The organism is Streptomyces sp. NPDC047869 (genome assembly GCF_040704065.1).
Taxonomy (GTDB): Bacteria; Actinomycetota; Actinomycetes; order Streptomycetales; family Streptomycetaceae; genus Streptomyces.
This window is the reverse complement of sequence record NZ_JBEYRK010000003.1, coordinates 101369-125093: the sequence shown is the minus strand read 5'-3', so window position 1 is coordinate 125093 and position 23725 is coordinate 101369. Positions and strand designations below refer to the sequence as shown.

Genomic DNA, 23725 nt, shown 5'->3' with positions numbered 1-23725 from the left:
TGAGGGGGAGAGGGCGAAGAGCAGGGGCGCAGGAGGCTGTCAGACGGGTAAGCCCGGCAGGTCGTCAGGTGTCGGCCGTCGACGGGGCTCCCTGCCGTCCTCCCGCCAGTCTTCCTTCTGCCTGTCTTCCTGCCCGTCTCTCACCCGTACGGGTGGCGGAGTTTTCCACAGCTCGGCAGTGGTCCACAGTGCTCAGCGGGCCCGGCCCGGCGGAGGCAGTCTGTTCCCGTGGCGATCGTGCCGCAGGGCAGACGCCGCCGTACGGGACGGGCCCGTACGCATGGCCGCCCGGCCGTGAGAGGCCGGGCGAGGGAGGGGTTCACGATGAACGAGACCGTGGTGTGCGTGGTGGGCAACGTGGCGACGCCGCCGCTGTACCGGGAGACGGCCGCCGGACCTTCGGCCCGGTTCCGGCTGGCGGTGACCGCGCGCTACTGGGACCGGGAGAAGAGCGCCTGGACGGACGGGCACACCAACTTCTTCACCGTGTGGGCCAACCGCCAGCTCGCAGTCAACGTGGCGGCCTCGGTGGAGGTGGGACAGCCCGTCGTCGTCCAGGGCAGGCTGAAGGTGCGCACCGAACTGCGCGACGGGCAACAGGGCCGCACATCGGCCGACATCGACGCCGTGGCCATTGGCCACGACCTTGCGCGGGGCACCGCGCTCTTCCGCCGCACGGTCCGGCAGGAGGCACCGCCGGCGGCCCGGCCGGAGCCGAGCTGGGAGACACCGGGCATCTCTGCCCACTCGGTCCAGGACGAGCCATCCGCTCAACCAGTCGTGGCAGCAGCGGTGGTGACATGACGTCAGCGGTCGGCCGCGGCCCTGCGACCGACCACCGCGGCTGTCACGCCTTGTCGGCATGCGGCCACCGAGCGTGCCGAACAGGCCGGTGAGCGCGATGTATTTGTCGACAAGCCCGGTCGGCGTGCAGTGCCGGCGATAACGATTCCGGATCGGATCGCCTCATGTGACGATCCGACAGGGGGTGCGGTCCCTGTGATCCATAGGATGCCGGGCATGCCCCTCGGGGCAGCCGATTCTGCTGGTGGGACCGTCCCCCACATCCAACGGGTCCTGCTCGAAGGGGAATTCTGTGCTTGCTGCGTTCACTGGGTTCACTCGGTTCCGCGTGGCCCGCCTCGCGGCCGTGACGCTCGCGTCCGGCCTCGCGGCGACCACCGTGCTGTTCGGCGCGGGTACGGCCGCGGCCGACGAGACACCGCAGACCCAGGGCGGCGCGACGGCGACGATAGGCGGCCTGAAGACGTACGGCCAGGCCGTGATCCACGAGGACGGCGGCGACCAGCAGGTGTCCGCGGGCCTGTTCGAGATGTCCGTGGACGGCGGCGGCACACTGCAGACGTACTGCGTCGACATCCACAACCCCACCCAGCGCGACGCCCACTACCAGGAGACCCCCTGGAGCGGGACTTCGCTGGGCGCCAACAAGGACGCCGGCAAGATCCGCTGGATCCTGCAGAACTCCTACCCCCAAGTGAACGACCTCGCCACGCTCGCCCGGCGGGCGGGTGTGAGCGGTCTGAGCGAGCAGGACGCGGCTGCCGGCACGCAGGTTGCCATCTGGCGCTACTCGGACGGGGCGAAGGTCGACGCCGTGGACCCGCAGGCCGAGAAGCTCGCGGACTACCTGGAGAAGAGCGCCCGCGACAGCACCGAACCGCAGGCCTCGCTGACCCTGGACCCGCCCGCTGTCTCCGGCCGCCCGGGGGACCTGCTCGGACCGGTGACCGTGCACACCAACGCGCGCGGCGTGACGGTCGGCGCGCCGGCGGGCGCGGGCGCCGGTGGGGTGCGGATCATCGACAGGACCGGCAAGGTGATCACCTCGGCGAAGGACGGCAGTCAGCTGTTCTTCGATGTTCCCGAGGGTGCGGCGGACGGCTCCGCCCAGCTGACCGTCCAGGCCTCCACCACCGTCCCGGTGGGCCGCGCCTTCGCCTCCGAGAGCCGCAGCCAGACCCAGATCCTGGCCGGCTCCAGCGAGTCCACGGTCTCCGCGACCGCGGGCGCCACCTGGGCGGACAAGGGCGCCACGGCGGTGTCGGCCCGGAAGAACTGCGCCAAGAGCGGCGTCGACATCACCGCGGCCAACAAGGGGGACCAGCCCTTCACCTTCGAGCTGATGGGCGCGGAGCACACCATCCCGGCCGGGGCCTCCCGCACGGTGACGGTCCCGCTCCAGGAGGACCAGTCCTACGACTTCACGATCACCGGCCCGAACGGCTTCAGCCATCGGTTCACCGGGGTCCTCGACTGCAAGACCCAGGGCACGGTCACCACCGAGTCCACCCAGACCCTCAGCGAGCCCAGCCCCGCGACCGTCGGCGGCAACAGCACGGCTCCCGACACCGACCTCGCGGCCACGGGCAGCTCCGCGATCACCCCGATGATCGCCGGGGTGGCCATCGGACTCGTGGTGATCGGCGGTGCGGTGCTGGTGGTGCTGCGCAGGAGGGAAGCGGCGGCGGGCGAGTGAGGTCCGGCCGCACCGGTTCCTCCTGATCCGCCGGCCCGGGCGGGCCGCGTGACGCTGCCGGTCAGCCGACGCGCGGAATGCCCTGGCCCGGACCGGTCTCCCTGGGCTGGGCCACGCACATGGCCCAGATGGCGACGCCCGAGAAGGCGATCATCAGGGTGGACCACAGCGGGGAGTAGGGCAGGGACAGGAAGTTGGCGATGATGATCAGTCCAGCGATGACGATGCCGGAGATCTGCGCCCACTTCGCGGTCTGGAACAGTCCCAGGCTGACCACCACGGCGACGGCGCCCAGGATGAGCGTGACCCAGCCCCAGCCGGTCAGATCGAACTGGAAGACGTAGCCACGCGTCGTGATGAACACGTCGTCCGCGGCGATCCCCATGATGCCGCGGAAGATGTCGATCACTCCGGCGATCATCAGCATGATGGCGGCGAAGAGCATCAACCCGCCGGCCCACTGTTGCTTGCGGGCCTGTGTGGTGTGTGTCGTGGTCATTTCTGGGCCTCGATCGATTGGGTCCGGCGATTGCGTCCGGCGATCAGTGAGGGCGCCTCCCTTCGCCCTTGCCCGGGCTTCGGACGACGCTTCCGGATCCACCGTGCGCCTGCTCGGGACCGGTGGCATCACTCGGCCCGGGTGATTTCGCTCCGGCCACCCCGCTCGACACGCGACTCGACGCGCGGCACCGCAGGGGGGTGCCTACGCTTGTTCCGCAACCGCCGTGCACTCAGGGGGGACCCCGCATCCAGCGGATGGCGGACCAACCCCTGGGGCATCACCGCATGAACGACGGCAGGAAGACATCCCACCCGTCACAGCACGCCCTCCGGTGGCGTGCGGACCGGGCGTGGCAGGCCGCGTTCCGCCGTTTCGAGGAGAGTGGGCCGGGCCGGCTGTGGGTCCGGCTCTCGGCGGTCGACTTCTTCGGGCACTCGTTCCAGCTGGCCGCGCTCGCGCTCCTGTGCTTCTTCCCGTTCCTGATCATCCTCACGGCGGCGGCAGGGCAGGACACGGCCGCGGTCGTCGCCGGCTGGCTGGGGCTGAACGAGCAGGCGGCTCAGGCCGTGGCCACCCTGTTCGCGCCGACCACGACCTCGTACACCCTGACCGGGACGAGCGCCGTACTGCTCCTGCTCGGAGTCCTGGCCGTGGCCGGCACCCTCCAGAACTGGTACCTCATGCTGTTCGACGTCCCGGAGGACGCGAAGTGGAAGACCACGGCCCGGCTCACCTGGCTCGCCGGGCTGTTCGCCTACGCCGCCGCGCAGGCCGCCTTCGGCAGGGTGCTCCACGGCTGGCTCCTGACGGGCCTGACCGGCTTTCTCTGGGCGGTCGTCTTCTGGTGGTGCAGCATGTACGTGCTGCTGGCCGGGAGGGTGCCCTGGCGCGCCCTACTCCCGTCGGCCCTGGTCACCAGCGTGTGCTGGACCGGCCTCGGCGTCTTCTCCGCCCACTACTTCTCCGCGGCGATCGTGGCGAACGAGCAGAAGTACGGCCCCATCGGCGTCGTGATGGTCATCCTGTCCTGGCTGGTGGCGGTCGGCGTGGTGATCCACCTGGGCGCGATCGTCGGCCGAGCCTTCCAGTGACCCCCAGCTCACGGAACTGCGGGCAGAGCCGAAGACGGCTCTGCCCGCAGCCTCGTGAATGACCGGGTCAGCGGCGTGCGGGTAACGGGGATCCAGCCGGCCCGCGGAGATCGTCACCCAGCGGCCACGACCTGGCCGGCCGAGATCAGCGGAGGGTTGGGCAGCAGCGACGCGAGGTTGTCGCGCACGAAGTCCGCCGCCCGCTTGACCGACTCGTCCGCTCCGGCCTGGTCTTCGTAGACGCTGGTGGAGAGCATCACTCCATTCCCGGCATCAATCCAGTAGTAGGCCACGAAACCGGGGACCTGGCGGAGGAGGGGGATGAATCCCTCGTCCACCTGGCGTCCCGCCTCGGCAGGATCCGTCACCCCTTCGTACCGCCGAACCACTGCGTACATAGCTGATCTCCTCATGACTCCCGGGGACGTTCTGCTCGAAGCGACATACCCCTCAGTGCACGTCTCCCGCTCGCGTCAGGTCCGCAAGGCACTCGGACAGGCGCATGACCCCTCCGACTGGGCGTCCGAGTCCCGTCAGCCACCGCGGCAACAGACCGGGGCGTCGGACAGGCTCGGGCGCCGACAACTCAGCAGCAGGTCAGAGCGGTGATCGATGAGGTCTTGGCAGGCCACCGCCCCGGTGACCGGTTCACCAGGAGTGAGATCGCGTTCGATCACGTCCGAGGAGCCTCCGGATGAGCACGAACACACCGATGGCAATCAGAGCCAGCCCGATGACGATCAAGGCCGCCCCGAGAGTGATCAGGAACGTCCCGATCAAGATCAGAAGCGCTCCGATGAGGACCAGGAGCGTCCCGATGACGAAGAGAAAGATCGCGAGGACGGTCACGGCTGTCCTCCTGTTCTCCCTCCCGCTCCGACTTCTTTCCGGCTCCCCTGCAAGCAGTCTGCGCCACACCACCGCGGCTTGCGGCCAAAACGCCCCCATGGCTTGAGCTGCCTCGACAGGCCGGGACGCCATGAGGCCGTCCCTGGACCGTGCGAGGCCGCCCGAGGGCGCACAACGGCGACCGGCATTGACGGACGAGCCCGACCCGAAGCAGCGAAACCCCAGGTCGTGCCCCAATTCAGTAGTCCTCGCCAACCTGCAGAAACAAGGCTCCGAAAGACCCGGGACGCCGAACCTGTTGCGCACAGCCGAAAGCGGCTGAGGCCGATAGGGCGCCTGCGATGACGGCAGCGGGATCAGACGGTGGTGGCCGTCAGCAGTCGGTCGTGGCTGCGAAGCCCTTCGAATCGGCGGCGCGCTACAGGGCCGCCCGCATCCTCTAAGCGCCGGTCCTACGATGCGGTGGCTTATGTAAGCGTCGGTCCTACGATGCGGTGACTTATGGGCGACCGTGCCCGATGTCTGCCAGGCCGGTTGGTGGCCCCGCCCTGTTCACGGGCGAGGCCACCGCCCTACGGAGCAGGCTCGAAGGTCACAGTGTTGCCGGGGCATGCTTCCGCGAGCTGCGTGAGTGCTTCGAGTTCGACGGCGTCGACGGTGAGCCCCCAGCGGAGCTTGGTTGCGATCCACTCCGAGGCGTATCGACAGGTGACGTCGACGGCCGGAGGCAGCCACTCGGCCGGGTCCTGGTCGGCTTTGCTGCGGTTCGAGGCTGCGGAGACAGCGACCAGGGAGGTTGGAACGGCGAGGTCGTTGGCGTATGCCTCACGCCGCTGGGCAGTCCATTGCGATGCCCCGGAATCCCAGGCCTCGGCCAGGGGCACCATGTGGTCGACGTCCAAGGCGGACGCGGGGGTCAGCCACTTGGCGTCGTAGTACGACCACCATCGCCCTCCTGAGAGCTTGCAGCCTGGGAGGACCTCTGGCGGGTCGACGGCCTCGGAGATGAGCACCTCCGCTCGTGTATTGCATCCGTCGGTGGGGTTCTGGCCCGCGTTCCAGTGCTTGAAGCTGGTGCGCTGGTAGCCGTCCCGCACCTCCGCCGCAAGGGGGAGGACGAGGACCGCGGTCGACATCGGAAGTGTGTAGCTCGGGATGGACCGGCCGTGCGCGTGGGCCGGCGTGGGTGCCACGAGGGGCACGGCGACAAGTGCGGCCGCAATCGCGGCGCGCTTGAGGTTGCTGATCACGCACCGCAGGATTGACTGAAAATACTTCAATCATGAGATCCGACTCGAACGAATGAGCCGAACAGGTGCATGCGTTCACCGGGCAGGTGTGCCACCTGGCCCCGTTGGAGGAGAGTGTGTGTCGGAGTAGTCGCCGCACGACCCACTAGGCGTACGCCACAGGCGCGACGGACACACGAGCGCCCTCCCGGGCCGTCCAGGGGCCGTGGAAGGGCGCTCAACGATGACCGACGCCGACAACTGCCGACAGCTCAGTAGCAGGTCAGGACGTTGATCGAGGAAGCGGCCGCAGGTCACGGCCGCCCGTGATCAGTTGTGGCTGTGCAGATCACGCAGCGCCGAGCTGAGCGGCCAGGAACACCGCCGCCACCGAGGGGCGGACTGCGTACGTTGCGCCCGCGCTCCCCTCGGGAGCCTCCCACCAGTAGAACGGAAGCCGCCGCTCACTGTTGCTGTGTCCCTTGCTCATCCCGGACAGCACCCCTGCCACGCGCCGCGCCGGATCACTCTCGTTCGGCCCACCCAGGGCCTTACTCACCAGCTCCGTGCAGTGGATCCTCCGGCCAGGGTTGCTCAGCAGGTACTGGAACACCCGCCGGGCCTGCGGAGCGAGTTCGGCCAAGAACATCGCGGCGCGCTCCAAGTCCTCCGGACCCCATTCAGAGGCTCCGTAGTGCCCCGCTTCGCCAGAGTGCTTAGCCCATCGTGGATCAACCTCAGACAGGTACTCCGTCATGCCCGCCCCCAACAGTTAGTGCCTGGCGTGTGTGTCGTTCGCACCGTACAGACCCGCCAGGGGACACTGCGTGTCGAATCCGTGTCGAAGTTCTACCGGCGACCCCCTCAGTTGAGGAAGACCCACAGGTCAAGGGGGAGGGCGGGGCGCACCCACAAAGCGCCTTCTAAGCGCCGACCCGGTCAGGGCGTCATGATCTAGCGATGGATGAGTACGCGAGGCTCAAGGGCTCTGAAGTGTCGGCTGGAGACATGGTGCGGCGGAGCCGGGCGGCGACCGTCGCTGCTCTGCCGTGGGGACCCGGATCACCGGAAGGTCGTGAGTCATCATCCGTTCGGGATCTTCAAACGGATAGAGGGTGTGCCCGATGCCGTGGGGTAGCTGAGATCACGACCACTCGCGATGGAGCTGCCTGCGCCCGGGGCCTCCGCCACGGGGGTCGTCTACTGGCACGACCCACACAACCATCAGGTGAGGGGCCGGATCGATGTGGCAGGCGGATGACGAATGATCATCCCTGGGCCGTCTCTGGGCCGTGCGAGGGTGCCCGAGGCCAACCAACGGCGACCGACACTGACAGACGAGCCACCGCTGCCACCAGCGAAACCCCAGGTCAGAGGCGCCCGGCCATACGCGTTTCCGCACAGGGGTGGCGGTACGGCAAGATGGGGTGTATCTGCCCACTGCCAGATTTCAAGCTGCCGGACGGTTTCTCTTGGCTGAGTTCATTTACACCATGCGCAAGGCGCGCAAAGCGCACGGCGACAAGGTGATCCTCGACGACGTCACCCTGAGCTTCCTGCCGGGAGCGAAGATCGGTGTCGTCGGCCCGAACGGTGCCGGTAAGTCGACCGTGCTGAAGATCATGGCCGGCCTCGAGCAGCCGTCCAACGGTGACGCGTACCTGTCGCCGGGCTACAGCGTGGGCATGCTGCTCCAGGAGCCGCCGCTCGACGAGGAGAAGACGGTCCTGGAGAACGTCCAGGACGGTGTCTCCGAGATCAAGGGCAAGCTCGACCGGTTCAACGAGATCGCCGAGCTGATGGCGACCGACTACTCCGACGCGCTGCTCGACGAGATGGGCAAGCTGCAGGAGGAGCTGGACCACGCCAACGCGTGGGACCTCGACGCCCAGCTGGAGCAGGCCATGGACGCGCTGGGCTGCCCGCCCGGCGACTGGCCCGTCACCAACCTCTCCGGTGGTGAGAAGCGCCGCGTCGCGCTCTGCAAGCTGCTGCTGGAGCAGCCCGACCTGCTGCTCCTCGACGAGCCCACCAACCACCTCGACGCCGAGTCCGTGAACTGGCTGGAGCAGCACCTGGCCAAGTACCCGGGCACCGTCGTGGCCGTCACCCACGACCGGTACTTCCTGGACAACGTGGCCGGCTGGATCTGCGAGGTCGACCGCGGCCGCCTGCACGGCTACGAGGGCAACTACTCCAAGTACCTGGAGACCAAGGCCACCCGTCTGAAGGTCGAGGGCCAGAAGGACGCCAAGCGGCAGAAGCGGCTCAAGGAAGAGCTGGAGTGGGTGCGGTCGAACGCCAAGGGGCGTCAGGCCAAGTCCAAGGCCCGCCTCGCCCGGTACGAGGAGATGGCCGCCGAGGCCGACAAGATGCGGAAGCTGGACTTCGAGGAGATCCAGATCCCGCCGGGCCCGCGTCTGGGCAACGTCGTGGTCGAGGTCGACAAGCTCAACAAGGCCTTCGGTGAGAAGGTCCTCGTCGACGGCCTCAGCTTCACGCTGCCGCGCAACGGCATCGTGGGCGTCATCGGCCCGAACGGCGCAGGCAAGACCACGCTGTTCAAGATGATCCAGGGCCTGGAGACCCCGGACTCCGGCGACATCAAGGTCGGCGAGACCGTCAAGATCTCCTACGTCGACCAGAGCCGCGCGAACCTCGACCCCAAGAAGACGCTGTGGGAGGTCGTGTCCGACGGGCTCGACTACATCAACGTCGGACAGGTCGAGATGCCGTCCCGCGCCTACGTGTCCGCCTTCGGGTTCAAGGGCCCGGACCAGCAGAAGCCGGCCGGTGTGCTCTCCGGTGGTGAGCGCAACCGCCTCAACCTGGCGCTGACCCTGAAGCAGGGCGGCAACCTGCTGCTCCTCGACGAGCCCACCAACGACCTCGACGTCGAGACCCTCAGCAGCCTGGAGAACGCGCTGCTGGAGTTCCCCGGCTGCGCCGTCGTCGTCTCCCACGACCGCTGGTTCCTGGACCGGGTCGCCACTCACATCCTCGCCTACGAGGGCGAGTCGAAGTGGTTCTGGTTCGAGGGCAACTTCGAGTCGTACGAGAAGAACAAGGTCGAGCGGCTGGGCGCGGACGCCGCGCGTCCGCACCGTGCCACCTACAAGAAGCTGACCCGGGGCTGATCGGTCTTGCGCCACATCTACCGCTGCCCGCTGCGCTGGGCGGACATGGACGCGTACGGCCACGTCAACAACGTGGTGTTCCTCCGCTACCTGGAGGAGGCCCGTATCGACTTCCTGTTCCGCCCGGACAAGGAGTTCAAGCAGGGGTCCGTGGTGGCGCGCCACGAGATCGACTACAAGCGGCAGCTCGTCCACCGGCACCACCCGGTGGACATCGAGCTGTGGGTCACCGAGATCCGGGCCGCGTCCTTCACCATCACCTACGAGGTGAAGGACGGGGATCTCGTCTACGTACGGGCCTCCACCGTCATCGTGCCGTTCGACTTCGAGGCACAGCGGCCGCGCCGGATCACCCAGGAGGAGCGGGAGTTCCTCCAGGACTACACGGACGCCGCCGAGGATGCGGAGACCCCGGGGGAGGCCGTCGCCGCATGACGGTCCTGCACCTCGCCGACGAGACGGAGGCGGCCGACCTCGCCGCCTTCCTCTCCCGGCTGCTCCACTACGACCGTGGAGCCGCGGTGCGCCTGCAGGCGGCCGGTACGGCGCTCGCCGTGTTCGGCCGGCCGCCGTCCTTCGAGGTGCTGACGATCCGCGCGGTGCGGCTCGCCAAACCGTACGAGAACGGGCTCGACGTCAGGCTGGACGTCACCGTCTCGGCCGGTGGGTTCCTGGAGTCCGTGGACGAACGGGCGGCCACGGCCGCCGTACCGGCCGCGGTCACCGGACCGCCGTGGGCCGGTGTGCTGCCGCCGCGCGGCGGCTGGCGGCCCGAACCGGGGCTGCCCGTGCCGGACGCGCTGCGCACCACGGTCGCCGACGCCGTCGCCGAGTTCCGGTCCCGTACCGAGGAGCTGACGCCGGAGCGGCGTACCCGTGCGGAGCTGGACCGGATAGGGCGGGACATCTGGTCCCGGGAGGTCGGGAACACCCCGCTTCCGGTGCGGGCCGTGCACGCGGCCCAGTCCCTCGGCTTCCTCAGGCCGGGGGCCGGTGCGGCCGACACCGGGCTGTTCTCCTCGGGGGCGTGGCTGAGGCTGCGGACGCCCTACGGATCCGTCGCGGTGCGACGGGCGGGGCTCGGCACGCTGGGCGTCAGCGTGCGCTGAGCAGCGTGGCGGGGGCCCGGACGGCCTTGTGGCTCGCCGGGTGCCTGGGAGCCCTGATGGCCGGTGCGCGGTTCGGGCGGCCTTGAGGTCCGTCTCGTTCCGGGGAGCCGGTCGCTTCTTCTCGCGGTCACCTCTCGTCGCTGTCGTCCGGCCATACCCCGATGTGGTCCGGTTCGAGTTCCAGGGCCACGCGGTCGCGCATGTTCAAGGCCCGTGTGTACTCGGCGGGCAGTTGGAGGCGGCCCGCGCGGTCGAGCATGGCGTACTCGCGGGCGACCACCGTCTCGCGGCCGGTCGTCGCGTCCACCTCGCTGCGGCGCAGCACCTCGGTGGAGGTACGGCCGTCCCGGATGGCCACCGTGCGGCGGACCTCGCCGGCCACCGCCTGGTCGTGGGTGACGATGACGATGGTGGTGCCGAGGGTCTCGTTCGCCGTGCGGAAGGCGTCGAAGATCTGTGCGCCGGTGTGGGAGTCGAGTTCGCCGGTGGGTTCGTCGGCGAGCAGGACCGCCGGGGCGTTCGCGAGGGCCACGGCGATCGCGGCGCGCTGCTGCTGACCGCCGGACATCTCGTGCGGGTGGCGGTCGCGGCAGTCGGCCACCTGGAGCAGGTCCAGTAGTTCCAGGGCGCGCTCGGCGCGGGCGCGGCGGCGCGTGCGGGTGCCGGAGAGCTGGAGCGGGAGGGCGACGTTCTGGGCCGCGGTGAGGTAGGGCAGGAGGTTGCGGGAGGTCTGCTGCCAGACGAAGCCGACGACCTCGCGGCGGTAGGCGAGGCGGTCCTTCGCGGTCATGGTGAGCAGGTCGCGGCCGGCGACGTGGGCTCCGCCCGCTGTGGGGGTGTCCAGGCCGGCGAGGATGTTCATGAGGGTGGACTTGCCGCTGCCGGAAGCGCCCACCAGGGCCATCAACTCGCCCTCGCGGACCAGGAGGTCGAGGCCCTGGAGGGCCTGTACCTCGATGCCGTCCGCGGAGAAGATGCGGACGAGGCGGTCGCAGGTGATGAGGGCGTCGTGGCCGTAGGCGGGGCGGTCGCGGGACTCAGCGATGCGGGTGGTGAGGTCGGTGAGGGTGGTGTCCGTCGTGGTGGGGTCGGCTGTCATGGGGTCTCCTGCTCGGGTGCCCTGTGCTGCCGGTGGGCGGGGGTGTTTCGCGTGCCGGTGCTTGTGGGGTGCACGGTGTCGGTGCGGGACGAGCGTGCTTCGCTTCCCCGCGCTCGCAAGTGGCCGTTGCGCCCACCCGTGCCGCCCTGGGGGTGCCGCCAGGCCTTTGAGGCGCTGAGGGAGGCACGCATGCCCGCAGACACGGGGGCGCGTATGCCCGCAGTTGGGGCGGTCACTGGGGGTCTCCCGCCCGTAGTCCCCGGACCGAGCCGCGGCGGGTCGTCCACCAGGCCTGGGTGGCGGCGACTCCTACCGCCAGGGTCACGACTGTGAGGGCCGGGAGGGTCAGGGACCACGGGTCCGGGCGGAGGACGGCCTCACCACCCGGCGTCTGGGACGAGGCCACGGCGATGGTCGTCAGGTCGATGCCGGGGGAGAGGACGTGGACGGCGGCCCAGCCGGTCAGGATGCCGCCGGCCGCGGCGAGGAGGGCCTGCGGGAGCGACTCCAGGACGAGGAGGCGGCGGCCCTGGGCGCGGGTGAGCCCCATGGTGCGCAGGCGGGCGAGGAGCGCGGTGCGTTCCGGGGCCGCCCGCAGCAGCGCGAGGAGCAGGGCGAGGACGGCGAAACCGGCGCCCGCCGCCACCGCCGCCGTGTAGACGTGCCCGGCGCCGGTCTGCAGGGGCGAGTCGGCGTACCGGGCGCGCTCCTCGGTGAGGAGCCGGGCCGTGGCCGAGGCGGGGGCCGTGCGGCGCAGCGCGGCGGCGTCCGGGTGGGCGCCGGTCAGCAGCAGCGTCGTCGGCCGGGCGGCGGACGACGGCAGCCCGGCGCGGTCCACCACCAGGAAGTCACCGGCGGGCGCCGCCGGGGTGCGGTCGCGGACGGCGGTGATCCGGACGGTGACCGTGCTGCCGTCCGCGAGCCGCACCGAGAAGGGCTGCCGGATGCCGTGGTCGCGTGCGACGGCCGGGGACGCGATGGCCGGCAACTGGTGCCGGTCCGGGCCCTTCAGCTGCTTCGCCGTGATGGCCCCGAGGCCCGTCCGGGCCGTCAACCCGGCGTACGCGGGCGGGTCCACGCCCACCAGCGGCACGGTGGCCACGCCGTCCGTCGGCGTCGCCTCGTAGGTGATGGCCGCCGCGGTCACCCCGCGCACCCCGGGCACAGCGCGTACCCGGGCGGCCAGGCCGGCCGGCAGCGCGGTGGCCGAGTCCAGGCGGGCGTCGGCCCCGACGGTGAGCAGGGCCGCGTGGTCCCGGGCTCCGGCCACGCCCGCCAGGACCGAGCCTCCGAAGGCCGCCGTGGTCAGGGCGGTCAGGAGGGCCAGCAGGGGCATTACCGCCGAGGCCCGGGTGCGGCCGGCGCGGGCCAGGGAGAGCGGGGTCACGGGGCCGCGCAGCCGGCCGGCCGGGCGGGCCAGGCGGCGCAGCAGCGGCGGGTAGAGGCGGAGCAGCAGCAGGGCCGCGATGACACCGGTCAGCACCGGTGCCAGGGACACCAGCTGACCGGCCGAGGCACCCTGGGAGCGCAGGGTGGCCACCGCCCCGGCCGCCAGCGCCAGCAGGGTCAGTTCGGCGACCGTGCGGCGGCGGGAGGGGCGTACCGAGGCCATGTCCTCCCGGGGAGCCGTCAGCCGCACCGAGCGGTGGGTGAGCGCGGCGTGCAGCGGGAGGGCGGCGCAGGCGGTCAGGGTGACGGCGAGGGCGGCGGCGACGGCGTGACCGGCGCGGACGCCGGGCAGGAGGACGAGGGCGGCCGCGAGGCCCAGCGCCCCGGCGGGGACGGCGACCACGGCGGTCTCGGCCAGCAGCCGGCCGGTGAGGCCGGGCAGGGAGACGCCCCGGGCGCGCAGCAGGGCGAGTTCGGTGCGGCGCCGGTCGGCGGCCAGGCCGCCCGCCATGAGCAGGACGACGGTGGCGACCGTGGCGGTGCCGGCGGCGGACACCCCGACCAGCGGGGAGATGCCCGAGCGCAGCCGCCCGAAGGCGATGACCACGTCGTCCAGACCGGTACTCACGGTCAGTTCCGGATCGGTGAGGGAACGGGCCCGCCGCAGGCCCGGGCCGGATTCCAGCGACGCGACGCCGGACCGCAGCCGGCCCAGGTCATGGGCCTGCCCGCCGGCGGTGCCCGGAGCGAAGTTCCAGTAGCGGAAGGGGTTGCCGCCGGTGCTCAGCACGGTGAGGGTGGCGTCCGGGGGGAGCAGGAGCGCGCCGTGCCAGTAGGTCTGCGGCGGGCCGGGCTCGGGCAGCCGTTCCAGCGCGGGCGTGCGCAGCAGCGGCACCGTCGACCAGTAGGCGCCGGCCGGGTCCCGCGGGGCGAGGATGCCGGTGATCCGGACGGAGAGGGGGCCGCTGGGCCGGGGCACGTGGATGACCGAACCCAGCTTGATGTGCAGGGCCCTGGCGGTGGCGGTGGAGACGGCGGCCTCCGCCTCGTCCACGTCCGGCCGGCCCGTGGTGCGGGGCAGCCGCCCCTCGCTGACGCGTGCGTGTCCGGCCAGGCCGCTCTGCGCGACCAGCGTGACCTGGGCGGGCAGGCCGGTCGGGCGGGGGAGCCACGGTTCGAGCGCCGGGCTGCCGTCGTCGGTGGTGGTGCCGTACGACGACTGGGCGCGGTCGACGGGCACCGAACCGTCCACCACGGGCAGCAGCTTCCCGAACCGCCGTTTGACGGCCTCGGGGCTGAACGAGACGTCCGGATCCTCGCCGGACTCGCCGTACTCCGGTATCGACGCGGTCGCCCGTACGGTGGTGCGCTCGGGGCCCGCCTGGCCGAGGGCGTGCCGCAGGCCCGCGTCCTCGTACCGGTCCACCGCGCGCGGCAGCGCGCCCGCCAGGCAGGCGGTCAGCGCGACCAGCAGCGCGAGCGCCAGCGCGGCACCGGGAGCGGCCCGCAGCCGGGTCCGTACCCAGGGCGCGACCACGGCCGGTACGGAACGCACGTCACTCACCCCCCTGTTCACGCAGTGCCCGGGCCGGATCGGCCCGGCGCAGGGCCGTCACCACGGCCACCGCCAGCGGCGCCGCGGCGACGCCCGCCAGCAGCAACGCCACCTGCCCGGGAGGCAGTCGCACCAGCAGCCCGGGTACGGGCCGGGTGGCCTCGCCGGTCAGTACGATCAACGGCAGTACTCCACGGGCCAGTACGGTGCCCAGGACCGCGCCCACCACGAGGGCCAGGCCCACCAGTACGGCGAGTTCGGCGGCGACCGTCCGGGCCAGCCGGCGGCGCGGGGCACCGAGGGCGCGCAGCACCGCGAAGTCCGCCTCGCGTGCCCGCAGCGAACCGGCGGCGCCCACCGCGAAGCCGACCGCGGCGAGCGCCGCCGCCACCACGGCGGCCGCGGTGAACGCGGCCGTGGGTCCGGCGCCGAAGGGGTCCTCGCGCAGCCCGGCGGCGATCTCGTCGCGGACCACCACCTGTTCCGGGTCGACGTCCGGCAGTGCCCGTACAGCGGCGGCCACCCGGGCCGCGTCACCGGGCGCCGTCCGCAGCCACCACTCGTTCGGGGTGGCGCTCTCCCCGTACCGCGCCTGCAGCGCCCGGTTCGCGGCGCGCAGGTCGACCAGCACCGCGCCGCCGTCGTGGTCGGTGGCGGCGGCGGGGGTTCCGGTGGAGGGCAGCGCCCGTACCGACCGGACGATCCGCACCGTCAGGCTCTCGCCGCCGACGGTGACGTCCAGTCGCCGGCCGGTGCGGGCGCCCGCCGAGGTCAGGAACCGGTCGGTCGCGACGGCCCGTACCTCGGGCGGCGCGGGCCGCGCCACCTGGAGCCGCACGGTGACCTTGGCGACCGTCCAGATGTCGGGATCCGGCAGGTAGCCGGTGCCGTAGGAGAAGGCCAGGGGACGGGTGGAGACGACTCGGGGCCGGGTGGGGTCGGTGCGCGGGGACGGGACGGCCGCGCCGCCTGTCTCCACGGCCGTGGTCCAGGACGCGGGCAGGGCGAGCGGGCGCCGGGTTCCGTCGGTGGCCTCGGCGGTCAGGTCCTGGATCGTGAGCCGGTGGCGCTCGGCGCGCCCGGCGGGCTGGGGCATGTCGAGCCGGAGCCCGGTGAGCAGCGCCGGGCCGGCGGCGGAGCCGAGGTCGAGGACGAGGGTGTGCGGGCGGCCGTCGGCGGGCAGCAGTCCGGTCGGCATCGAGTACGACACCCCGGCCGCGTCCTCCAGCCGGACCGTGACCTGGGCGGTCGTCCCGGGCCCGGTGGAGCTGCGCAGGCCCGCCGTCAGCCGCAGCCGGGCGGTGTGGGCCGGCACCCGGGCCCCCGCCGGGGGGTCTTTCGGCGTCAGCCCGGCCAGCAGTGACTTCACGGGTTCGTCCGCGAGGTCCGGGCGCATCAGCAGCGCGCTCGCCGCGTGCGCGGTGTCCACGGCCAGCACGGTCGCCGTACGGTCACCGGACAGGCCCTGCTCACCGCGTTCGACGGGCACCGCCTCGCGGACCTGCGGCAGGGCCGCGTAGACCTCCGTACGGCCGAGTCCGCCCTGCCCGGCGTCCAGCACCCGCACCGGTGCCCCGGCGCGGAAGTCGGCCTGGTCGTCCTGCGAGCGGTTCCAGGAGGCACCCTGGCCGATGGCCAGCATGCCGAGGGCGACGGCGAGCACCAGCAGCAGCACCGGCCCCGCCGCGCGCGCGGTGCGGCGGCTGAACTGCCAGCCGGCCAGCGCCGCCGGCAGCCCCCGGCCGGCCGCCGCCCACCGTTCCGCGAGCCGCGCCACCGGCGGCAGCAGCCGCAGCGTCAGCACGGTCCCGGCGAGCAGCGCCAGCGCGGGCGCGGCGACCAGCAGCGGATCCACCCCGAGCGTCCCCGACCGGTCGGTGGCCACGCCCCCGGAGCCCTGCTGCCCCAACTGCCAGTAGGCGACCCCGGCCACGGCGAGCAGGCCCAGGTCGGCGCCCGCGCGGAGCGGGGTGGGCATGAGCCCGCCGCCCGCGCGGCGGGGCCGGGCCCCGTGCGGGCCCCCGGAACGGCGCACGCGGAAGCGGGGGGCGCGCGGACCGCGTGCCCGGCCGGACTCCGCGTCCCGCCGCCCGCGACGGCCGGATGGTTCCGCGCCGGTGCCCGTCAGCGCGGGGAGCGTCACCGTCAGCGCGCAGCCCAGGGCCACCGCCACCGCCACCAGCCACACCCCGGGGCTTCCTGCGGGCGGGAGGTCGAGGCGCAGATCGAGACGGGCCAGCGGGCCGCGGTCGGTGAGCAGGGTGGTGAGCGGTCCGGCGAGGAACGGCGCGCAGAGGGCCGCGGGGAGGGCGAGCAGCAGGGACTCGGCCCCGGCGAGGGCCGCGATCCGGGGGCGGGACGCGCCGCGCGCCCTGAGCAGCCGGGTCTCGGCGACCCGTTCGGCGCTCAGCAGCCGAGCCACCAACAGCAGCGCGTACCCGCCGAGCAGCACCAGTTGGAGCGCGACGATCAGCAGGGTGGAGCGGGCGACGAGCAGCGAGCGGTCGATGCGGTCCAGCACGTCCGGCAGCGAGGTCGTCACCGCCGTGGCACCGCGCAGGGCGGTGGCCTTGCGCAGGTCCCCGCTCCCCGCCCGTACGGCTTCTCGCAGTTCCCCCGTGCGCCCGGTCGTCATCGTGCCGAAGTCGGCCGAGGCCAGCCAGGCCGTCCCACCGGTGCTCACCTGTCCGCCGGCGAGGACCGAGGGATCGGCGAGCAGCGGACCGTACGTGGTGAAGCCGGACCTCTTCACACCGCGGCCGAGCAGGTCGTCCAGCCGCCAGTACGGCGCGCTCGTGGCGGCGGGCCGGTAGAGCCCGGTGACGCGCACCCGGACCTTCCGGTCGCCGAGCCGGTCGGCCAGGGTGAGGCGGTCGCCCGGTTCAAGGCCGAGCGGCCGGGCGGCGGCCTGCGGGACGGCCACCTCGATCTCGCCGGCCCCGCGGCCCGGGAGCCGCCCGGCGGTGGGCCGCACCTGGGTGTGGTCCAGCGCCGCGAAGTAGGTCAGGTCCGGGTCGCCCGAGCGCCGTGCGGGCGGCCGCAGGGACAGGGGCAGCGCGTACGGGCCGGAGCGGCGCAGCGTCCGCACGGTCACCGGCAGTCCGTCGTAGGTCTTCCGGGCGCCCTCGCGCACGGCGGTGTCGGCGGCGGCGTGCTGCCCGGCGGAGACGTCGGCCTTGACGATCAGCGCCGTGGCGGCCGCGTTGCGCGGGTCGTTCAGCACGTGGCGCAGCGCCGCGGTGCCGATCGCGCCCGAGTACGCCGTGAGCGTGGCCAGCACGGCGGTGGTCAGCAGCACCGTGAGCAGCGCGGAGCCGAGCAGCAGGCGGTGTGCCCGCGCGCGTGAGACGACGAACCCCGTCACCCGACCCCCGTGTCGTCCGGACTTCCGCAAGCGCTCTGTCGATCTCGGCTGATGCTCGCAGAGGGGACCGGTCACGGGTAACCGGTTGCCGATCGGTCTATACCGGATCGTGACCGGAATCCGGCGCCGAATGCCCGGAATCCGGGATTCAGTCGGTCACTCGGGGGTGTTGATCATCGACTGCGCCGCGTAGGTCAGGTAGTTCCACAGCGTGCGCTCGTGCTCCTCGGTCAGGCCCAGCTCGTCGACGGCGACCCGCATGTGCTTCAGCCAGGCGTCGTGCGCGGCACGGTTCACGGTGAACGGCACGTGCCGCATGCGCAGCCGCGGGTGGCCGCGGCTCTCGCTGTAGGTGCTGGGGCCGCCCCAGTACTGGATGAGGAACAGGGTCAGCCGGTCCTCGGCCGGGCCCAGGTCCTCCTCCGGGTACATCGGCCGCAGGAGCGGGTCCTCGGCGACCCCCTCGTAGAAACGGTGGACGAGCCGGCGGAAGGTCTCCTCCCCGCCGACCTGCTCGTAGAACGTCTGCTCCTGAAGCGTGCCGCGCCGAATCTCATTCACCCCTCCATCGTCTCAGACCGGGTGACCCAGGACTCCAGGCCTAGGACCCCGTCCGTCCGGGGCTCCCCGGCACACCGCGCCCCTACTGTGGGGGTATGGGCGCCTACGACACCGGGATCGAACGTCTGGCCACCGCGGCGCGGGCCGCGCTGGTGCGGGAGATCGACGCCGAGGGGTCCTGGGCCGAGGACCGGGTGTGGCGGGAGGCGTTCGCGACGGTGCCCCGGCACCTGTTCGTGCCGTACTACTACGTCGGGGTCAGGGGCGGCTACGAACGCCGCTGGGGCCAGAGCCCGGACCCCGAGGCCCGGGAGCGCTGGGTGCGCGGCGCCTACGCCGACACCCCGCTGGCGACCCGGCTGCGCGACGGCGAACTGCTCTCCTCCAGCAGTCAGCCCTCCCTGATGGCGCTGATGCTGGCCGCGCTGCGCGTCGAGGACGGTGACCGGGTCCTGGAGGTGGGCGCCGGCACCGGCTACAACGCCGCCCTGCTCGCCCACCGGCTCGGCGACGACGACCTCGTCACCACCGTCGACCTGGACCCGGAGATCACCGAGTCGGCCCGGCAGCACCTGGCGGCGGCCGGTCACCACCCGGCCGTCGTCACCCGCGACGGCGCCCGGGGAGTGCCGGAGCGCGCGCCCTTCGACCGGATCATCGCCACCTGCGGGCTGCCCACGGTGCCGGGCGCCTGGCTCGCCCAGTGCCGGCCCGGAGGCCGGATCCTGACGCCGCTGGCCACCGGTCTGCTCGCCCTCACCGTCCGCGACCCCGGGCACGCCGAGGGCCGCTTCCTGCCCACGGCCGCCTACTTCGTGCCGCTGCGCGGCGCGGGCCGGGCGGAACCGGAGGCGGTGTCCCTGAGCGGGCTGCCGCGCCGGGCCGGCGAGCAGGAAGCGTTCCGGTTCCTGCTCGACCTGACCCGGGGCACGCTGGACCCGCGGGCGGCGCACGCGCTGTGGGAGCGTGAGGGCTGTCCCGGCCGGGAGCGCTACGGCGTCACGGTCGGCGACGGGCGCACCTGGGCCTGGCTGGACGACCCGGAGGGGCCGTACGCCTGGCCCCTCCCGTGAGGCGCCTCAGCCCCTGCGGACGGTGATCGTCGTCCAGGCGCCCACGTGCACCCGGTCGCCGTCCTGCAGCGGCACCGGCACGAACGGCTGGATCGGCTCGTCGGAGCCGTTGACCGTGGTGCCGTTCGTCGAGTTCTGGTCGACGACCGCCCAGTTGCCGTCCGGCTGCTGCACCAGCACCGCGTGCTGGTGCGAGACGCCCGGGTCCTCCGGCGGCACGGACAGGTCGATGTCGGGGGTGTCGCCGGTGGAGTGCCGGCGACGGCCGATGGTGACCTGGTTCCCGCTGAGCGTGCGCTGCTGCTCGGGCGAGTAGGCGGGCAGGTTCAGGCCCGCGGCCTCGGGACCGGAGCGCTGCATCATCGCCATGAAGTAGTCGCGGTCCGGGCCGATGGTCGCGGTCCAGGTGGCCGGGCCCTGCGGGGCCTGCGGGAAGCCGTGGCCGGGCGGGGCCTGGGTGGCGCCGGGCTGCGGGTAGCCGTAGCCGCCACCGGGACCACCGGGGCCGCCGGCGGACGGCGGGGAGATCACCCAGTCGTCCTCACCGCCGCCGAAGGGCCCGCCGCCGGCCGGGGGCCGGCCGGTCTGCTGGGGGAAGGCGGGCGCGCCGGGCTGCTGGAAGGCCTGCGGCGGACCGCCGGCCGGGCCGCCGGGACCCGCGGGCGGGGTCGGGCCGGGCGGCGGAACCGGACGGGAGGGGTCGCCACCGAAGCCGGAGGGGCCGGGACCACCTGGGCCGCCCGGTCCACCGGGCTCACGTGCGAACGGCGGCGGTCCGCCCGGACCACCGGGACCGCCCGGACCAGCGGGACCGCCCGGACCGCTCCCGAAACCGGAAGGACCACCGGGGCCACCGGGGCCGCCCGGGCCCTGCTGCCCCGGTACGCCCCCGAACGGGGGCTGACCGGCCGGCGGCCGGCCGCCGCCACCGAAGCCGGACGGACCGCGCTCGCCGGCGAACGGCGTCGGGCCCGACGGCTCGCTGCCGAAGGACGGGATCGGCTCGGCGGGCCGGTTCACCTGCGAGGGACGTGAGCCCTGGTACTCGTACGAGTCACCGCCGCCGTACGTCGTGCTCGGCGGCTCGAAGCGGGGCTGCGGCGTGCGCGGGGCGGCCGGGGTGTACGAAGTGGCCGTGTTGGTCAGGAAGTTCCACCGGCACTCCTCGCAGAACGGCGCGCCGCCCTCGCGGGGCGTGCGGCACTGCGGGCACAGCTCCGGCTCGTGGCCGCCGGGGCCGGGCGGGCGGCCGCCGGACTGGGCGCCCTGCGGCGGGAAGCCGTAGCCACCGCCGGGCGGGGGCGGCGGAGGGGGCGGGGGTACGGCACCGGCCATGCGGTGACCGCAGACCTCGCACCAGTCGTCGGAACCCGACTGGTGTCCGTTCGGGCAGGTCGGCATGTCGGCGCTTCCCCTTCTCCTGAGGGTCCTCCGGTACGTCCGGATCTCTTCCTTGTTGTCCCGCGGTCTCCCGCGGGTCACTTCTTTACACGAACAGTCTTTGTGGACCGGGTCTCGAGGGTCATCTCGTCGGCCTCCGCGACCTTCGCCTTCAACCGCACAGTACCTGTCGCGGCGTCGACCACGTCCACCACCTTCGAAAGGAGTTTCGCAGTATCCGCGTTGCCCGAGGCGCTCGCGAGCTGAACGGCGCGCCCCAGTTTGGCCGTTGCCCGCTCGAAATCGCCCGCTTTGCGAAGGTCCAGACCCTGCTGGATGGCCTGCGCCAGTTCGGCCTGCCCGGTGTAGTGGGCGACCTGGGGGTTGATGGAGGTGGAGGCCGCCATGTCGTCGGTCCACACCGCCCTGACCAGCCCCTGGCCGCCGAGGTTGCGCACCTCCCCGTCCGGCTGCGGCACGACCAGGGAGATCCGGGCGGCCAGCATCTCCTGGCCGAGACCGGCCGCCGGGACCTCCACGCACAGGTGGTAGTCGCGGGACTCGTCGCCCCAGGACCCGGTGGGATAGTCCCCGGCCCGCGGCCCCGCCTCGGTGCGGCGGTCCGTCAACTCCTCGACGGCGGGCGCCACTTGCTTGACGAACCGGAGGTTCGCGCCGACCGGGGTCCACACCCGCAGTGCCACGTCGGCGACCTCCTTGCCCATCGCCGTCTCCATCATCCGCGTGAAGTCGGCGGCCAGCCCTGCCGGGTCGGCGACGATGTCGGCGGTGCCGAGCAGCGCGGAGGCGATGCCTGTGACTTCTTTCACTTCCCAGTCGGTGCCCACGCCACGCGCGTCACAGGTGAACCGCCCGGCGCACTCGTCCAGTGCCGCCCGCAGGTCCTGCGGCGACTCGTGCTCGTTGCGGCCGTCGGTCAGCAGGATGCCGTGCCGGATGGCCACGTCCGCCGAGGACAGCAGCCGGTCGGCGAGCCGCAGCCAGGTGCCGATGGCCGTGCCGCCGCCCGCACCGAGCCGGCGCAGCGCCTGCTTGGCCTGCTCGCGGGTGGTGGCGTCGGCGACCGCGAGCCGCCCGCCGCCCGGGTAGACCTCCTTGGCCACGTGCGTGCCGCCGACCACCGCGAAGTGCACCCCGTCGCGCAGGGTGTCGATCGCGGCGGCCGTGGCGTCCCGGGCGTTGCGCATCTTGGTCGGCGGATAGTCCATGGAGCCCGAGCAGTCGACCATGAGGGCGACCGCCGCGGAGGGCCCCTGGCCGGGCGCGTACAGGTGCGGGGCCGTGACGGCGCCGCCCACCGTGCCGCCGCCGGTGGCGGTCACGGTGACGATGGCGTTGACCTCACGGCCGCCCTCGGGCAGGTACTCGTTCTGGTAGACGTCGACCGAGAACTGCGGGACGTTCGGCTTGGCGAAATTGGCCATGACTGTTCAGATCCCCCTGTGACGCCCCGCTGGCGCGAGGCAATGCCGTTGGACGGACCGGTCCCCTCCGGTCCGCCGGGACTTCCCCGTGGTGGTGCGGCCTCAGGCCGATCCTGCCCCCTGCGGCGGCGCGGGGAACGGCACGACGGCCACTGTTACGTTGTCGTGGCCCCCGCCGTCCAGGGCGTGGCCGACCAGGACCTGGGCGCTGTGCAGCGGACGGGCGGCCGCGTCCGCGGGTACGACCTCGGCCATCTCCTCGGCCGTCTCGGCGTAGTTCCACAGGCCGTCGGTGCACACCAGGACGACTCCGGGCCGGTCCGGCTTGAAGGCGGCGGTGTGTGGCTCCAGTTCGTAGGCGTCCGCGCCGAGCCAGCCGGTGATCGCGTGGGCGCGCTCGTCGGCGTACGCCTGCGCCTCGCTCATGAGGCCGGCCGCGACCATCTGCGCGGCCCAGGAGTCGTCCTCGGTGAGCCGGGCCGGGGGCGCGGACCGGTCGTCCGGCACCCAGTAGACGCGGCTGTCGCCCACCCAGCCGACCACCAGCAGCCCGCCCGTGACGATCGCGCCGACGATGGTGCAGGCCGGGGAGTTCTGGTGCGGGTCGTGCTCGCGCGCCGCCTCGGGCTCCTCGGCCAGGGAGTTGACGGCCTGTGCGGCGGCGACGATCGCCTCGTGCATCGCCGCCTGCGGGTGGGTGCCGCGGGGCAGGGCGGCCAGCAGGGTGTCGACGGCCGCCTGCGAGGCGGCCATCGACGCCTCGTCCGGCCGGGTCGCCGAGGACACGCCGTCGCACACGATGGCCAGCGCCGCGGGGGAGCCGTCGGGCAGCGCGGTGTGGGCGACGCCGAACGCGTCCTCGTTGCGGTGGTGGCGCAGGCCGCGGTCGCTGACCGCGGCGACCGGGCCCGACTCCCGCTCCATGCGGTCGCGTTCCCGGGGCTGGGCGTGCCCGCAGTTCTCGCAGTAGCCGTCGTCGTCCACCCGGCCGGCCCGGCAGGCCACGCAGACCTGTGCGGGATCAGCGGCCGGGTCGGGAGCGGCCGGTGCCGAGGGCGCGGCGGGACCGGCCGAGGCACGCGGGTCGGGGGCCTGCAGCGGGTACTCGTCGGGCTCCGGGCGCCGGTCGAAGCGGACGCCGGGCGCGGCCGGCTCCTCGTGGTGCAGCGCGTTGCCGCCCGAGTCGGTGCCGGGCACATCGGTCGACGAGTGCGCCGCCGGCTGGGTGCTGCCGGAGCCGGCGGGCTCCGGGGCCGGCCAGTCCACGCCGTCCCCGGTCCCGGCGGAGCCGGTCATGGTGAGGGTCGGGTGGTCCTGCGGCGCGGCGGGCACGACGGACAGGTCGTATCCGCACGCGCCGCAGAAGAGGTCACCCGACTCGAGCGGCTCGGCACAGCTCGGGCACTTCGCCAGTGCGGCCTGCTGGGGCATCTGCGACATCA

General features: G+C 72.9%; 19 protein-coding genes. 7 read left to right on the top strand and 12 right to left on the bottom strand.

Annotated elements, in window-relative coordinates:
* The first annotated feature begins 324 nt into the window (after window positions 1-324).
* Window positions 325-804, top strand: a complete 480-nt coding sequence (locus AB0924_RS05290) for a single-stranded DNA-binding protein (RefSeq protein ID WP_366910696.1) — start codon at window positions 325-327, stop codon at window positions 802-804.
* 328 nt (window positions 805-1132) lie between these two features.
* Window positions 1133-2500, top strand: coding sequence for a Cys-Gln thioester bond-forming surface protein (locus AB0924_RS05285; RefSeq protein ID WP_358931511.1), 1368 nt, complete (start codon window positions 1133-1135; stop codon window positions 2498-2500).
* A gap of 61 nt (window positions 2501-2561) precedes the next feature.
* On the opposite strand, the gene AB0924_RS05280 is transcribed toward AB0924_RS05285, so the two are convergent.
* Entirely contained in the window at window positions 2562-2999 is a 438-nt protein-coding gene (locus AB0924_RS05280) for a hypothetical protein (RefSeq protein ID WP_366910694.1), read from the bottom strand.
* A gap of 287 nt (window positions 3000-3286) precedes the next feature.
* Here AB0924_RS05280 and AB0924_RS05275 point away from each other — a divergent pair, with 287 nt between their 5' ends.
* The gene (locus AB0924_RS05275) at window positions 3287-4093 is read left to right on the top strand and encodes a YhjD/YihY/BrkB family envelope integrity protein (protein WP_366910693.1); all 807 of its coding nucleotides are present in this window, start codon (window positions 3287-3289) and stop codon (window positions 4091-4093) included.
* A gap of 113 nt (window positions 4094-4206) precedes the next feature.
* On the opposite strand, the gene AB0924_RS05270 is transcribed toward AB0924_RS05275, so the two are convergent.
* The 4 genes from AB0924_RS05270 to AB0924_RS05255 all read right to left on the bottom strand — a co-directional run bounded on the left by AB0924_RS05270 (window position 4207) and on the right by AB0924_RS05255 (window position 6835).
* Window positions 4207-4491: a hypothetical protein gene (locus AB0924_RS05270; protein WP_358931505.1), complete on the bottom strand. Its 285-nt coding sequence runs from the start codon at window positions 4489-4491 to the stop codon at window positions 4207-4209.
* Window positions 4492-4741: 250 nt separating this feature from the next.
* Window positions 4742-4942, bottom strand: coding sequence for a hypothetical protein (locus tag AB0924_RS05265; protein WP_358931503.1), 201 nt, complete (start codon window positions 4940-4942; stop codon window positions 4742-4744).
* Between the two features lie 572 nt (window positions 4943-5514).
* A complete protein-coding gene (locus tag AB0924_RS05260) occupies window positions 5515-6192 on the bottom strand; it encodes an HNH endonuclease family protein (protein ID WP_358931501.1) in 678 nt (225 codons plus the stop codon).
* A gap of 328 nt (window positions 6193-6520) precedes the next feature.
* On the bottom strand, window positions 6521-6835 hold the full coding sequence (locus AB0924_RS05255) for a DUF6416 domain-containing protein (protein WP_366910692.1): 315 nt from the start codon (window positions 6833-6835) through the stop codon (window positions 6521-6523).
* An 808-nt stretch (window positions 6836-7643) separates the two neighbouring features.
* Between AB0924_RS05255 and ettA the strand changes: the two genes are divergently transcribed.
* Genes ettA through AB0924_RS05240 form a run of 3 tightly spaced genes read left to right on the top strand, consistent with a single transcriptional unit; the run spans window position 7644 to window position 10417 of the window.
* The gene (gene ettA, locus AB0924_RS05250; RefSeq protein WP_366910691.1) at window positions 7644-9308 is read left to right on the top strand and encodes an energy-dependent translational throttle protein EttA; all 1665 of its coding nucleotides are present in this window, start codon (window positions 7644-7646) and stop codon (window positions 9306-9308) included.
* A 6-nt stretch (window positions 9309-9314) separates the two neighbouring features.
* Window positions 9315-9743 carry a thioesterase family protein gene (locus tag AB0924_RS05245; RefSeq protein ID WP_366910690.1) on the top strand — a complete coding sequence of 143 codons (429 nt, stop codon included), beginning with the start codon at window positions 9315-9317 and terminating at the stop codon, window positions 9741-9743.
* Window positions 9740-10417: a hypothetical protein gene (locus AB0924_RS05240; protein WP_366910689.1), complete on the top strand. Its 678-nt coding sequence runs from the start codon at window positions 9740-9742 to the stop codon at window positions 10415-10417. The genes AB0924_RS05245 and AB0924_RS05240 overlap by 4 nt, the downstream gene beginning before the upstream one ends.
* Window positions 10418-10544: 127 nt before the next feature.
* On the opposite strand, the gene AB0924_RS05235 is transcribed toward AB0924_RS05240, so the two are convergent.
* From AB0924_RS05235 to AB0924_RS05220, 4 genes are all read right to left on the bottom strand, one after another.
* Window positions 10545-11516: an ATP-binding cassette domain-containing protein gene (locus tag AB0924_RS05235; protein ID WP_358931490.1), complete on the bottom strand. Its 972-nt coding sequence runs from the start codon at window positions 11514-11516 to the stop codon at window positions 10545-10547.
* A 232-nt stretch (window positions 11517-11748) separates the two neighbouring features.
* Window positions 11749-14460, bottom strand: coding sequence for an ABC transporter permease (locus AB0924_RS05230; protein WP_366910688.1), 2712 nt, complete (start codon window positions 14458-14460; stop codon window positions 11749-11751).
* 1 nt (window position 14461) lies between these two features.
* Window positions 14462-17824, bottom strand: a complete 3363-nt coding sequence (locus tag AB0924_RS05225) for an ABC transporter permease (RefSeq protein ID WP_366910687.1) — start codon at window positions 17822-17824, stop codon at window positions 14462-14464.
* Window positions 17825-17980: 156 nt separating this feature from the next.
* Entirely contained in the window at window positions 17981-18385 is a 405-nt protein-coding gene (locus tag AB0924_RS05220) for a globin (RefSeq protein ID WP_358931484.1), read from the bottom strand.
* A 95-nt stretch (window positions 18386-18480) separates the two neighbouring features.
* Here AB0924_RS05220 and AB0924_RS05215 point away from each other — a divergent pair, with 95 nt between their 5' ends.
* Window positions 18481-19458 (top strand): methyltransferase domain-containing protein, encoded by a 978-nt coding sequence (locus tag AB0924_RS05215; RefSeq protein WP_358931482.1) that lies wholly within the window; start codon window positions 18481-18483, stop codon window positions 19456-19458.
* Window positions 19459-19464: 6 nt separating this feature from the next.
* On the opposite strand, the gene AB0924_RS05210 is transcribed toward AB0924_RS05215, so the two are convergent.
* The 3 genes from AB0924_RS05210 to AB0924_RS05200 form a co-directional block, all read right to left on the bottom strand.
* Window positions 19465-20859 carry an FHA domain-containing protein gene (locus AB0924_RS05210; protein WP_366910686.1) on the bottom strand — a complete coding sequence of 465 codons (1395 nt, stop codon included), beginning with the start codon at window positions 20857-20859 and terminating at the stop codon, window positions 19465-19467.
* Between the two features lie 77 nt (window positions 20860-20936).
* Window positions 20937-22283, bottom strand: coding sequence for a VWA domain-containing protein (locus tag AB0924_RS05205; protein ID WP_366910685.1), 1347 nt, complete (start codon window positions 22281-22283; stop codon window positions 20937-20939).
* 102 nt (window positions 22284-22385) lie between these two features.
* Entirely contained in the window at window positions 22386-23723 is a 1338-nt protein-coding gene (locus AB0924_RS05200; protein WP_358931476.1) for a PP2C family serine/threonine-protein phosphatase, read from the bottom strand.
* Window positions 23724-23725: the final 2 nt, after the last annotated feature.

What these genes read in the sequence shown, in the direction of transcription:
- AB0924_RS05290 (WP_366910696.1), top strand. Translation starts at nt 325, where the DNA reads ATGAACGAGACCGTGGTGTGCGTGGTGGGCAACGTGGCGACGCCGCCG.
- AB0924_RS05280 (WP_366910694.1), bottom strand. Translation starts at nt 2,999, where the DNA reads ATGACCACGACACACACCACACAGGCCCGCAAGCAACAGTGGGCCGGC.
- AB0924_RS05275 (WP_366910693.1), top strand. Translation starts at nt 3,287, where the DNA reads ATGAACGACGGCAGGAAGACATCCCACCCGTCACAGCACGCCCTCCGG.
- AB0924_RS05270 (WP_358931505.1), bottom strand. Translation starts at nt 4,491, where the DNA reads ATGTACGCAGTGGTTCGGCGGTACGAAGGGGTGACGGATCCTGCCGAG.
- AB0924_RS05240 (WP_366910689.1), top strand. Translation starts at nt 9,740, where the DNA reads ATGACGGTCCTGCACCTCGCCGACGAGACGGAGGCGGCCGACCTCGCC.
- AB0924_RS05235 (WP_358931490.1), bottom strand. Translation starts at nt 11,516, where the DNA reads ATGACAGCCGACCCCACCACGACGGACACCACCCTCACCGACCTCACC.
- AB0924_RS05215 (WP_358931482.1), top strand. Translation starts at nt 18,481, where the DNA reads ATGGGCGCCTACGACACCGGGATCGAACGTCTGGCCACCGCGGCGCGG.
- AB0924_RS05210 (WP_366910686.1), bottom strand. Translation starts at nt 20,859, where the DNA reads ATGCCGACCTGCCCGAACGGACACCAGTCGGGTTCCGACGACTGGTGC.
- AB0924_RS05205 (WP_366910685.1), bottom strand. Translation starts at nt 22,283, where the DNA reads ATGGCCAATTTCGCCAAGCCGAACGTCCCGCAGTTCTCGGTCGACGTC.
- AB0924_RS05200 (WP_358931476.1), bottom strand. Translation starts at nt 23,723, where the DNA reads ATGTCGCAGATGCCCCAGCAGGCCGCACTGGCGAAGTGCCCGAGCTGT.